The organism is Frankia sp. AgB32, assembly GCF_023243045.1.
GTDB lineage: Bacteria > Actinomycetota > Actinomycetes > Frankiales > Frankiaceae > Frankia.
The window spans coordinates 1-12,602 of record NZ_JALKFX010000243.1; the positions used below are offsets into that span (position 1 = coordinate 1).

Here is a 12,602-nt window from a genome sequence, read left to right on the forward strand (position 1 = left end):
GTGTGGGAGAGTAGGACGCCGCCGGACTTATATACGTGTGGGGCTGCCCTGTTTTCAGGGCGGCCCCACACGTATTTGTATGTGCGGATAATTCTTGCGTCCTCGTTACCTGGTGAGGCGGAAAGGCCACGCTAAGTGGCTGGATGCTGAGGCGCATTCGGCGCCGCCAGCTGCTCGGCCGCGGATTCCTGGGATCCGGTGGCGGCATCTAGATGGACGTCCTACTATCGGAAGTCGGAACGCCGGCTGATGCAGGCTGTCGGGCCTGCTCACGCACAGGGGAGCCGCTTCGATGTCGTCCGCTACGCAGGATTCGACTGGCCTCCACGTCCCCGTTCATCCGGTGCGCATCGTGACCGCGGCCGCGCTCTTCGACGGGCATGACGCGGCGATCAACATCATGCGTCGTCTGCTGCAGTCCCAGGGTGCCGAGGTGATTCATCTTGGTCACGACCGCGGGGTCGACGAGGTGGTCGCGGCTGTCATTCAGGAGGACGCCCAGGGCGTGGCCATCTCCTCGTACCAGGGCGGTCATGTCGAGTACTTCAGCTACCTGGTCGAGCGGCTGCGGGCGCGGGGCGCGGGGGACGTGCGGGTGTTCGGCGGCGGCGGAGGGGTGATTGTTCCCGCCGAGATCGAGCTGTTGCAGGCGCGCGGGGTGACGCGGATCTTCTCCCCGGGCGACGGTCAGACGATGGGTCTGGCCCGGATGATCAACGAGATCATCCGGGCGTGCGATGTCGACCTGGCGGACGTCGGGCCGAAGGTCGCCGAGGTGCTGGCGGGGGAGCAGGCGGCCCTCGCCCGCGCGCTCACCGTGCTGGCGGCCGGGCGGGACGAGGAACTGGCGGTGTCCCTGGCGGAGGAGGCCGATCGGCGCCCACCGATGCCGGTCCTCGGCATCACCGGCACCGGCGGGTCCGGCAAGTCCTCCCTGACCGACGAGCTGTTGCAGCGGTTCCGGGTGGACCAGGGCGATCGGCTGCGGATCGCGGTGCTGGCGATCGACCCGTCGCGGCGCCGCGGGGGTGGGGCGCTGCTGGGCGACCGGATCAGGATGAACGCCCTCGACAACGGCGGTACGGAGCGGACCTTCTTCCGCTCGCTGGCGACCCGCGGCTCCGGCGTCGAGGTCCCGCGCTCCGTGCGGGAGATGACGTCCGCGTGCCGGGCGGCCGGATATGACCTGGTCATCATCGAGACACCAGGGATCGGCCAGGGCGATGCCGCGATCGCGAGCTACAGCGATGTCTCGCTCTACGTGATGACGCCGGAGTATGGCGCCGCGTCCCAGCTCGAGAAGATCGAGATGCTGGACATCGCCGATGTGGTCGCGGTGAACAAGTTCGAGCGGCGCGGAGCACACGACGCCCGCCGTGACGTCGCCCGTCAGCTCCAGCGCAACCGGGAGGCGTTCGACCTGGCGTGGGAGGACATGCCGGTGTTCGGCACGTCCGCGGCCCGGTTCCAGGACGACGGTGTGACCGCGCTTTACCAGCACCTGCTCGGCCTGCTGCGCGAGCGCGGTCTGCGGGTGGAGGCTGGCGCGCTGCCCGCGGCCGGAGTCCGCGCGTCGACGGGACTGTCCACCGCGGTCCCGCCGGCCAGGGCGCGCTACCTGGCCGAGATTGCCGAGACCGTCCGCGGCTACCACGCCGAGACCGAGCGGCAGGCGCTGCTGGCCCGGCGCCGGCAGCACCTCACCACGGCCTGGCAGGCGCTGCGTGCCGCCACCGCGACCGCGTCGGGCGCGATGGCGGAGGCCGGCGTACTCGCCGGGCTGCGGGACGAGGCCGACGAAGCCGTTGCCCCATGGGCCAAATCCCTGCTCGCCGGCTGGCCGGACGTCATCGCGGCACGCCAGGGTGACGAGCTGACCTACCTGGTCCGGGGCCGCGAGGTCCGCACGCCGCTGCGGCGCACCACGCTCACCGGCAGCCGGATCTCCCGGGTGGCGCTGCCCGACATCGACGATGACGCCCGGCTGCTGCGCTTCCTGCGCCGCGAGAACGTCCCGGGGGCCTTTCCCTACACGGCGGGGTGCTACCCGTTCAAGCGGGCCGGCGAGGCTCCGGCGCGGATGTTCGCCGGTGAGGGCGACCCGTTCCGGACCAATCGGCGCTTCCACCTGCTGTCCGCCGGCTCCGCGGCGACCAGGCTGTCGACCGCCTTCGACTCGGTGACCCTCTATGGCCGCGACCCGGCGTCCCGGCCGGACGTCTACGGCAAGATTGGTACGTCCGGAGTCTCGGTCGCCAGCCTGGACGACATGTCGGCCCTGCTCGACGGGTTCGACCTGTGCGATCCGTCGACGAGCGTGTCCATGACGATCAACGGACCGGCGCCGGCGATCCTGGCCATGTTCCTCACCACGGCGATCGACCAGCGGACCGCGGCGTTCGCCGCCGAGCACGGCCGCGAACCGGACGCCGCCGAGGCCGCCGAGGTCACCGCCGCCGCGCTGCGCACCGTGCGTGGCACGGTGCAGGCGGACATCCTCAAGGAGGACCAGGGCCAGAACACCTGCATCTTCTCGACCGAGTTCGCGCTGCGGGCGATGGCGGACGTCCAGCAGTGGTTCATCGAACACGAGGTGCGCAACTTCTACTCGGTCTCGATTTCCGGCTATCACATCGCCGAGGCCGGCGCGAATCCCGTCACCCAGCTCGCCTTCACCCTGGCCAACGGGTTCACCTATGTCGAGGCGTACCTGGCCCGCGGTATGCACATTGACGAATTCGCGCCGAACCTGTCGTTCTTCTTCTCCAACGGAATGGACGCCGAGTACACCGTGATCGGTCGGGTCGCGCGGCGGATCTGGGCGGTGGCAATGCGCGAGCGGTACGGCGCGGCGGCCCGTTCGCAGATGCTCAAATACCACGTCCAGACGTCGGGGCGGTCGCTGCACGCCCAGGAGATGAATTTCAACGACATCAGGACCACGCTGCAGGCACTGTGCGCGTACTACGACAACTGCAACAGTCTGCATACGAACGCCTTCGACGAGGCGGTGACCACGCCGACGGAAACCTCGGTGCGGCGCGCACTGGCCATCCAGATGATCATCGAGCGGGAGTGGGGCCTGGCGGCCAACGAGAATCCGCTCCAGGGCTCGTTCGTCGTCGACGAGCTGACCGACCTGGTCGAGGAGGCGGTGCTCGCCGAGTTCGACCGGATCAGCGACCGCGGCGGGGTGCTCGGCGCGATGGAGACCGGATATCAGCGCGGACGCATCCAGGACGAGTCCATGCTGTACGAACGGCGCAAGCACGACGGCAGCCTGCCCATCGTCGGGGTGAACACCTTCCTCGCACCGCATCCGCAGGACGATGCCGAAGGGTCGGGCGGCGCGTTGGAGCTCGCCCGCGCCACCGAGGTGGAGAAAAGCTCCCAACTCGACCGGGTGCGGGACTTCCAGCGGCGCCACGCTGGCGAGGCCGACGCGGCCCTCGCCGAACTGCGGTCCGTCGCCGCCGGCGCCGGGAACGTTTTCGAGGCGCTGATGAATGCCGTCCGGGTCTGCTCGCTCGGCCAGATCACCGAGGCGTTCTTCACGGCGGGTGGGCAGTATCGCCGCAATGTTTGAGTTCGGGCGGGAACCGCCGGCGTCGCTGGACGCACCGAGTGGTGGCCAACCGTAATGCTCCTGTACGCCTGGGTCTTTGCCTGCGCGTCCGTCCTGAGGTGCAATGGACGCTGGTCGTCACCGGACGGCCCCCGGCCCCGGCGGCGGGCGGGGAAACGTCCTCGAAACGCAGGAGCAACCAAGCCGTGGCCACTCCCAAACCGCTGCCCACCGATCCCATCGCGGAGGCTCACCGGCACTGGTCCGCGCACGGTTGGGGCGCGGTGGCGGACGGCATGGCAGCGGTCACGTCGCTGATGCGGGCACAACAGATCATGTTGGCCCGCGTCGACGAGGTGCTGCGTCCGCTCGACCTGACCTTCGCCCGCTACGAACTCCTGATGCTGCTGTTGTTCTCCCGCCGTGGCGCCCTTCCGCTCAACAAGATCGGAAATCGCCTGCAGGTCCACCCGACCAGCGTCACCAGCGCGGTCGACCGGCTGGAGGCCCGCGGCCAGGTGCGCCGCACGCCGCATCCGACCGACCGGCGGGCGATCCTCGCCGAGATCACCGAGGCGGGCCGGGAAACGGCGCTCGCCGCCACCGAGAAGCTCAACGACACCGTGTTCGCCGATCCCGGGCTGGGCGACGGCGGGGTCCGCTCGCTCATCGCGCTGCTCACCGAACTGCGCCGCGACGCCGGCGACTTCTGACCAGGCCAACTCTGACCAGGCTATCTGTGACCAGGCTATCTGTGACACTGGCGTACATATGACGACGACGGCGACGGCGGGGTGGGCGCGGTGGTGATCCCGCTGCCCGCGTCCTTCCGGGTGTGGTGCGATCCGGAGCTCACCACCCTCGCGCCCGCGTCCGTGCCCGGCACGGCGACCGGCGGCGCCGTGTTGCTCGGCGGGTCCCCGCTGCGGCTGATGACGCTGTCCGCGGCCGGGCTCCGGGTGCTCGGGGCGCTGCGGGCGGGTCACACCGTCGGGGCGGCGGGGCCGGGCGCGGGCCTGCTGGCCCGCCGGCTCGCCGACGCCGGGCTGCTGCATCCGCTGCCGCCCCGCCAGCCGCCGCAGCCGGCGGCTCTCACCGCGGTCATCCCGGCGCGTGACGGCGCCGCGCGGATCGGGCCGCTGGTGGCGGCGCTGCGCGGCAGCTGCGCGGAGGTCATCGTCGTCGATGACGGGTCGGTGGATGACACCGCCGCCGTCGCCGAGCGGGCCGGGGCCCGGGTCATCCGACACGCCCACCCGCGCGGGCCCGCCGCCGCCCGCACCACGGGTGCGCGGGCGGCCCGCACCGACCTGATCGCCTTCTGCGACTGTGACGTGCTGCCCGCCGCGGACTGGCTGGATCGGCTGCGCGCCCACCTCGCGGATCCGGCGGTCGCCGCCGCCGCGCCGCGCGTGGCCTCGCCGACCACCACGGCTGTCCGCGCCGGCCTGCGGGACCGGTACGAGGCCGGCCGCTCCCCGCTGGACCTGGGCTCGCGCCCGGCGGCGGCGCGGGCCGGCAGCCGGGTGGCCTACGTGCCGTCCGCGGCGCTGCTCATCCGCCGGGAGCACGCCACGTTCGACCCGGCGCTGCGCTACGGCGAGGACGTCGACCTGGTATGGCGGCTGCTGGCGGCCGGGCACACCGTCCGCTACGAGCCGGCGGCGGTGGTCCGCCACCTGCCGCGGGACTCCTGGCCGGCGTGGCTGCGCCAGCGTTACGGCTACGGGTCCTCGGCGGCGGTGCTGTCCCGGCGGCACCCGGGTCTGCTGCGGCCCGCCCGCGGACCGGCGGGCGCGGTGCTGGTGGCCCTCGCGCTGGCCGCGCGGCACGACCGGGTCGGGACGCTCGCCCTTGGCACGGTGGCCGTCACCTCGGTGGCCGTGACCGGGCGTCGCCTCGCCGGCCAGCTGGGTGGCGTCGACCGGCCGGCGGTCGCCGTGCTCGGGCTGACCGCGCGGGTGCGCCGGCGCGGGCTGCTCGCCGCCGCCGAGGGGGCCCGGCGGACCTGGCTGCCGCTGCTGGCCTGTGCCGGCACCCCCGGCCGCCTGGTGCTCGCCGCCGCGGCGCTGCCGCTGGTCGGTGACTGGTGGACGCGGCGGCCCGAGGTGGGCCTGCTGCCGTACGTGATGCTGCGGGCCGCCGACGACGCCGCCTACTGCGCCGGGGTCTGGGCCGGCTGCCTGGCCGGCGCCACGGTGGAGCCGTTGCTGCCGCCCCTGCCGAACCGCTCGCGCCGCCGCCGGTCGACGCCGGCCATGTGATCGACGTGCCCGCGCCGCCCAGCCCCGCGCGATTACCCTTTACTCCGTGACCTACCTCGACCATGCAGCGACGACGCCGATGCGACCGGAGGCGCTCGCCGCGTACACCGCGGTGCTCGCGGACACCGGCAACGCGTCGTCGCTGCACGCCAGTGGCCGCCGGGCCCGGCGGATCGTCGAGGAGTCCCGGGAGGCGCTGGCCGAGATGCTGCGCGCCCGCCCGTCCGACGTGGTGTTCACCGGCGGCGGCACGGAGAGCGACAACCTCGCGCTGAAAGGCCTCTACTGGTCGCGACGCGGCGCCGATCCGGCGCGGCGCCGGGTGCTGGTCAGCGCGGTCGAGCATCGCGCGGTGCTGGACACCGTGCGCTGGCTGGGCGACGCGCAGGGCGCCGAGGTGGAGCTGCTCGACGTCGACGCCACCGGCCTGGTGCATCCGGAGACGCTGGCCGCGGCGATCGCCCGCGACCCGCAGTCCGTCGCCGTGGTGTCGGTGATGTGGGCGAACAGCGAGGTCGGCACGATCCAGCCGGTGGCGGAGCTCGCGGCCGTCGCGCACCGTCACGGGCTGCCGTTCCACACCGACGCGGTGCAGGCCTTCGGCCAGATCCCGGTCGAGGTCGGCGGGGACGGGCCGGACGCCGCGACGATCTCGGCGCACAAGGTCGGCGGCCCGGTCGGTGTCGGCGCGCTCGTCGTGCGCCGCGGCCTCGCGCTCGAACCGCTCACCCACGGCGGCGGCCAGGAGCGGGACATCCGGTCCGGAACGCTGAACACCGCCGGGGTGGCGGCCTTCGCGGCTGCCGCGACGGCCGCCCGCGCGCAGGCGCCGGCGGAGCGCGCCCGGCTGTCCGCCCTGCGTGACGACCTGGTCGACCGGATCCGCGAACGGGTGCCGGGCGCGGTCCTCAACGGGCCGCCGCTGGCGGCCAGGCCCGGCGAGCCCGGGCGGCTGCCCGGCAACGCCCATCTGAGCTTTCCCGGCTGCGAGGGCGACTCCCTGCTGATGCTGCTCGACGCGCGCGGCATCGAATGCTCGACGGGTTCGGCCTGCTCGGCGGGAGTAGCCCGGCCCTCGCACGTGTTGCTCGCGATGGGAGCGGGCGAGGAACACGCCCGCGCGTCGCTGCGGTTCTCCCTAGGCCACACGTCGCGGGCGGCGGACGTCGATGCCGTCGTCGCGGCGATCGGCCCGGTGGTCGAACGGGCGAGCCGGGCCGGCGCGCTCACGGCGGTCACCGGCGGCTGAGCATCCGCCGGACCGGCCGGGGGAACGCTCGGTGGAGGGAAACGAGGAGGGGACGGTCTGATGCGGGTGCTGGCCGCGATGTCCGGCGGGGTCGACTCCGCCGTCGCCGCCGCGCGGGCGGTCGACGCCGGGCACGATGTCACCGGGGTGCACCTGGCGTTGTCCCGCGCGCCGGAGTCGGACCGGACCGGCGCGCGCGGCTGCTGCACGCTGGAGGACGCCCGCGACGCTCGCCGCGCCGCCGATGTGCTCGGCATCCCGTTCTACGTGTGGGATCTCGCCGAGCGGTTCGAGACCGACGTCATCGAGGACTTCGTCCAGTCGTACGCGGCGGGCCGCACCCCCAACCCGTGCGTGCGCTGCAACGAAAGGATCAAGTTCGCCGCCGTCCTCGACCGGGCGCTGGCGCTCGGGTTCGACGCGGTCGTCACCGGCCACCACGCCCGGCTCGACCCGGACGGCACGCTGCGCCGCAGCGTCGATCCGGACAAGGACCAGTCCTACGTGCTCGGCACGCTGCGGCCCGCCCAGCTCGCCGCCGCCCGCTTCCCGCTCGGCGACTCGACGAAGACGCAGGTCCGCCGGGAGGCGGCCGAGCGTGGGCTCGCGGTCGCGGACAAGCCGGACAGTCACGACATCTGTTTCATCGCCGACGGTGACACCGGCGGCTGGCTGCGGGACCGGCTGGGCTCCCGGCCCGGTCCCATCGTGGACGCCGGCACCGGCGAGACCCTCGGCGAGCACGACGGCGCGTTCGCGTTCACCGTCGGCCAGCGCCGAGGCCTGGGGCTCGGTCGCCCGGCGCCCGACGGGCGTCCCCGCTACGTGCTCGACATCTCCCCGGTCACCTCGACGGTCACGGTCGGCCCCGCCGAGGCGCTCGACGTCCACCGGCTCGTCGCCGACCGCGCGGCCTGGCCGCACGAGGGCGTGCTGGCCTGCCAGGCCCAGGTGCGCGCGCACGGCGACGTGGTGCCCGCCGAGGCCGCGGCGCGCGGCGACGAGCTCGTGGTCACCCTCGCCGCCCCCGTGCGGGGGACCGCCCCGGGGCAGGCGGTCGTGCTCTACGACGGCGACCGGGTCCTGGGCGGCGGCCACATCCGCGCCATCGGCGGCTGAGCGGCGGATGCGCGCGCCCGCGCGGCGCCGCGGCGCGCGGCGCGGCCGGTGCCGCGGGTCGGGCGGGCCCGATGTCGGCCAGAATGGCGCCATGAAGCTCTATGTGTGTGCGGGGCGTGGATGAGCGGCTCGGCCGCGGCAGTGTCGCCGTGGCCGGCGGGGGCCGCCACCGGCGTCGGCTCGTTGCCCGGGACCGACCCGGTCGAGGCGCAGAAGCTGGTGTTCGGCGAGGTGGCGGACTTCCCGTTCCTGCCGGAACTGCCGGCCCGCGGCCCGGGGGCGGCCATGATCGGCCGAGGTGCCGCCATCCTGCTCGACCTGCCGGTCGACCTGCAGCCGGCGGGCTGGCGGCTGGTGCCCCGGCCCGGCCTGGACCTGCGCCGCGCCCGTGACTTCCTCGTGCACGACCTGGACGCGCTGGTGGAGACCGGCGCGGGCTACGAGGGCCCGCTCAAGGTCGCGGTGACCGGCGCGTGGACGCTCGCCGCGCAGGTGGAGCTGCCGCGCGGGCACAAGGCGCTGTCCGACGCCGGGGCGACCCGCGACGTCGGCGAGGCGCTGGCCGCGGGCCTCGCCGAGCACCTCGCCGACCTGGCCCGCCGGGTGCCGGGGGCGCGCCTGGTCGTCCAGCTCGACGAGCCGTCGCTGCCGGCGGTCCTCGCCGGCCACGTGCGCACCCCCAGCGGTTTCTCGGTGGTGCGCGCCGTCGAGGAGGGCCTGGTCGTGGCGCGGCTGCGGGAGATCGCCGCGGCGGCGCGGGCGGTGCCGGCGGTCACGGCGGTCGGGGTGCACTGCTGCGCTGCCGAGGTGCCGCTGGCGGCGCTGCGGGCCGCCGGGATGGACTTCGCCGGGGTGGACGCCGCGCTGCTCGGGAACGCCGACGACGCCGTCGGCGAGTTCGTGGACACCGGCGGCCGGCTGATCGCGGGGCTGGTCCCCACCGCCGGCGGCGTCCCGAACCTGTCGGACGTCCGTCGTACCGTCGAGCCGGTCAGAACACTGTGGAACCGCCTCGGGTTCCCGCCCGAGCAGCTTGGGGAGGTGGTCGCCGTGTCACCCGCGTGTGGCCTCGCCGGATTCGGCGTGCAGGACGCCGTCGCCATCCTGCGGCACTGCCGCCGCGCGGCCCAGGTCCTGGTGGACTCGCCGCGATGAGCACCTCCGTGGACGCCCCGCGGGACGAGGAGCCGGGCCGCGCGCAAGCGGACGCGGCCGAGGCCGACGACCTGCCGGCGGCGGCGCGGGGTCAGGCGCCGGCCGAGGGCGTCGAGGAGGCGTCCGCGGCGGATCGCGCGCGGGCCGCGGAGCTCGCCCGCGAGCTGGACGAGCACGCGTACCGCTACTACGTGCTGGACTCGCCGACGGTCGCCGACGTCGAGTACGACCGGCTGATGCGGGAGCTCACCGCGCTGGAGGAGCGCCATCCCGACCTGCGCACGCCGGACTCGCCGACGCAGAAGGTCGCCGGCTCCTACTCCACCCTGTTCACCCCGGTGGAGCATCTCGAACGGCTGCTCTCGCTCGACAACGTCTTCGACGACGACGAGTTCCACCAGTGGGCGGCGCGCGCGGCCCGGGAGAGCGGGATCGACGCGTGGCTGTGCGAGCTCAAGATCGACGGGCTCGCGGTGGACCTCGTCTACGAGTCCGGCCGGCTGGTGCGCGCCGCGACCCGCGGCGACGGGCGGACGGGGGAGGACATCACCCCGAACATCCGCACGCTGGCGAGCGTGCCGACCCGGCTGCGCGGGGCGGGCGTGCCCGAGCTGCTGGAGGTGCGCGGGGAGGTCTTCTTTCCCACCGCGCGGTTCACCGAGCTCAACGCGTCGCTCGTCGAGGCCGGCGGCAAGCCGTTCGCCAACCCCCGCAACGCCGCGGCGGGCTCGCTGCGGCAGAAGGACCCGCGGGTCACCGCGGGCCGGCCGCTCGACATGATCGTCCACGGCCGCGGCGCGCACCGCGGGTTCGACGCGGCCTCCCAGTCGGCCGCCTACGCCCGGTTCGCCGAGTTCGGCCTGCCGGTGTCCGCCCATTTCGAGGTGCTGGCCTCCGTGCCCGACGTGCTGGCCTACCTGCACCGCTGGGGGCAGTCCCGGCACGACGTCGAGCACGAGATCGACGGGGTGGTCGTCAAGGTCGACGCGTTCGCGCTGCAACGGCGCCTCGGGTCGACGTCGAAGGCGCCGCGCTGGGCGGTGGCCTTCAAGTACCCGCCGGAGGAGGTCACCACCCGGCTGCGCGACATTCGGGTCAACGTCGGGCGCACGGGCCGGGTGACGCCGTTCGGCGAGCTGGAGCCGGTGCTGGTCGCCGGGTCCACGGTCGGGCTCGCCACCCTGCACAACATCGACGAGGTCGGGCGCAAGGGCGTCCTCATCGGGGACACGGTCGTGCTGCGCAAGGCCGGCGACGTCATCCCGGAGATCGTCGGCCCGGTCGTCGACCTGCGTGACGGCACCGAGCGGGCGTTCGTGATGCCCACCCACTGCCCGGAGTGCGGCACGGAACTGGTGCGCCCCGAGGGCGAGGTCGACATCCGCTGCCCGAACACCTACGGCTGCCCGGCGCAGCTCCGTGAATCGATCTTCCATCTGGCCTCCCGGGGCGCGCTGGACATCGACGGACTCGGGTACGAGACGGCGATCGCCCTGCTCGAAGCCGACCGGGTGCACGACATCGGCGATGTGTTCCACCTGAGCGCGGAGTCGTTCGAGGGCCTGCGCGGCTTCGGCCAGAAGAAGATCGAGAAGATCCTCGGCGGGGTGGAGGTGGCCCGGCACCGCCCGCTGTGGCGGCTGCTCGTCGGCCTGTCCATCCGCCATGTCGGGCCCACCGCGGCCCAGGCGCTGGCCCGGGAGCTGCGCTCGCTCGACGCGATCGCCGCCGCCCCCGCCGAGACGCTCGCCGCCGTCGAGGGCGTCGGCCCGACGATCGCCGGTGCCGTGGTCGACTGGTTCGCCGACGAGCGGCACCGCGACATCGTGGCCCGCATCGCCGCCGGCGGCGCCTGTCTCGCCGACGCCGGGGCCGACGAGGGCCCGCGCCCGCTGGACGGCCTGTCCGTGGTCATCACCGGCACGCTGCCCGACTGGAGCCGCGACCGCGCGACGGAGGCGGTCCAGGCCCGCGGCGGGAAGGTCACCGGCTCGGTGAGCAAGAAGACGGCGTTCGTCGTCATCGGCGCCGATCCGGGCGCGTCGAAGTACGACAAGGCGCGCAGTCTGGGCGTGCCGGTGCTGGACGAGGCCGGCTTCGTGGTGCTGCTGGACCGCGGCGCGGACGCCGCCCGCGAGGTCGCGACCACCGTCGCGGACGAGTCGGCCCCCGACGAGCCGGCCGGGAGCGAGCCGGCGCGGGGCGCGTCGGCTGCCGAACAGCCGGGAAACGGCTCGACCGCCGGTCCATGAACGTCTGAGGCTCCGCCGCCGGCCGTCCCGACGGTGGCTGTCCGCGGAGCTCGTCGCATCGGTGCCGGCACATGGCGCCACCGGGCGAAGACCGGTGCTGGCCCTGATGGCACCTTCCGTAGTCGCGGCCACGATGAAGGCGGTCGAAAGTTCTGACCGTCCGCCGCGACCTCACGACTGTCGGTACCGCCTCGCCGTGGCGGCCGCCGGCGTCGGGGGCCGTGGTCCGATCAGCCGCGGGAAGGAACCGTATGCGCCTCAGCCGTACCAGGACCTGGGTGACCGCCGCGATGCTGTTGCTCGCGACAGCCCTGGCCGCCCTGGTGGCAACGCCGGCACTGGCCCAGACCCCGCCCGCCGCCGTGATGCTGTGGCGAGGCGTCGAGTCCGACAACCACCTCTACTGGTCCCGGCTGTCCGGGTCGACCTGGAGCAACCAGGAGGTCCTCGCCGACCGGCGTACCGAAGCGGCACCGGGAATCGTCCGCAGCAGCGCGGGACAGTTCACGATGGCGTGGCGTGGTGCTGGGGACGACAACCACCTCTACTGGTCCCGGTTGTCCGGGTCGACCTGGAGCGCCCAGCAGGTGCTGGCCGATCGACGCACCAACCGCGCTCCGGCGCTCGGCTATGACGGCGCCGGTCGGCTCGTCATGGCCTGGGAAGGGGTCGGGACCGACAACCACCTCTACTGGTCACAGCTGTCCGGGTCGACCTGGACCACCCAGCAGGTCCTCGCTGACCGGCGTACCGACGCGGCACCGGCGCTGTCCCGCAACAGCGCGGGAGAACTCGTGATGGCGTGGCGTGGTGCCGCGCCCGACAACCACATCTACTGGTCCCGGCTGTCCGGATCGACCTGGAGCGCCCAGCAGGTCCTCGCTGACCGGCGTACCGACGTCGCCCCCGCGCTGGGTTATGACGGCGCCGGTCGGCTCGTCATGGCCTGGGAAGGGGTCGGGACCGACAACCACCTCTACTGGTCACAGCTGTCCGGG

The 12,602-nt window shown here is 73.7% G+C and carries 8 protein-coding genes; all 8 read left to right on the forward strand.

The window, feature by feature from the left end; all coding sequences use genetic code 11:
* The first annotated feature begins 292 nt into the window (after positions 1–292).
* A complete protein-coding gene (icmF, locus tag MXD60_RS27065) occupies positions 293–3,586 on the forward strand; it encodes a fused isobutyryl-CoA mutase/GTPase IcmF (RefSeq protein WP_248822522.1) in 3,294 nt (1,097 codons plus the stop codon).
* Between the two features lie 185 nt (positions 3,587–3,771).
* Complete coding sequence (locus MXD60_RS27070) at positions 3,772–4,278, forward strand: MarR family winged helix-turn-helix transcriptional regulator (protein ID WP_248822523.1); 507 nt, start codon at positions 3,772–3,774, stop codon at positions 4,276–4,278.
* Between the two features lie 90 nt (positions 4,279–4,368).
* Complete coding sequence (mftF, locus tag MXD60_RS27075; protein WP_248822524.1) at positions 4,369–5,829, forward strand: mycofactocin biosynthesis glycosyltransferase MftF; 1,461 nt, start codon at positions 4,369–4,371, stop codon at positions 5,827–5,829.
* Between the two features lie 46 nt (positions 5,830–5,875).
* Entirely contained in the window at positions 5,876–7,078 is a 1,203-nt protein-coding gene (locus tag MXD60_RS27080; RefSeq protein ID WP_248822525.1) for a cysteine desulfurase family protein, read from the forward strand.
* Positions 7,079–7,138: 60 nt separating this feature from the next.
* Complete coding sequence (mnmA, locus tag MXD60_RS27085; protein ID WP_248822526.1) at positions 7,139–8,197, forward strand: tRNA 2-thiouridine(34) synthase MnmA; 1,059 nt, start codon at positions 7,139–7,141, stop codon at positions 8,195–8,197.
* Between the two features lie 120 nt (positions 8,198–8,317).
* A complete protein-coding gene (locus MXD60_RS27090; RefSeq protein ID WP_248822527.1) occupies positions 8,318–9,352 on the forward strand; it encodes a methionine synthase in 1,035 nt (344 codons plus the stop codon).
* Positions 9,349–11,604 carry an NAD-dependent DNA ligase LigA gene (gene ligA, locus MXD60_RS27095; RefSeq protein WP_248822528.1) on the forward strand — a complete coding sequence of 752 codons (2,256 nt, stop codon included), beginning with the start codon at positions 9,349–9,351 and terminating at the stop codon, positions 11,602–11,604. Before MXD60_RS27090 ends, ligA begins: the two co-directional genes overlap by 4 nt.
* A gap of 251 nt (positions 11,605–11,855) precedes the next feature.
* Positions 11,856–12,602 (forward strand): PLL family lectin (locus MXD60_RS27100; RefSeq protein ID WP_248822529.1); only part of this gene is annotated, 747 nt, incomplete at its 3' end.

Bases quoted from the DNA above. Each gene is read 5' to 3' on its own strand.
- ligA (WP_248822528.1), top strand. From the start codon at position 9,349: ATGAGCACCTCCGTGGACGCCCCGCGGGACGAGGAGCCGGGCCGCGCG.
- icmF (WP_248822522.1), top strand. From the start codon at position 293: ATGTCGTCCGCTACGCAGGATTCGACTGGCCTCCACGTCCCCGTTCAT.
- MXD60_RS27090 (WP_248822527.1), top strand. From the start codon at position 8,318: ATGAGCGGCTCGGCCGCGGCAGTGTCGCCGTGGCCGGCGGGGGCCGCC.
- mnmA (WP_248822526.1), top strand. From the start codon at position 7,139: ATGCGGGTGCTGGCCGCGATGTCCGGCGGGGTCGACTCCGCCGTCGCC.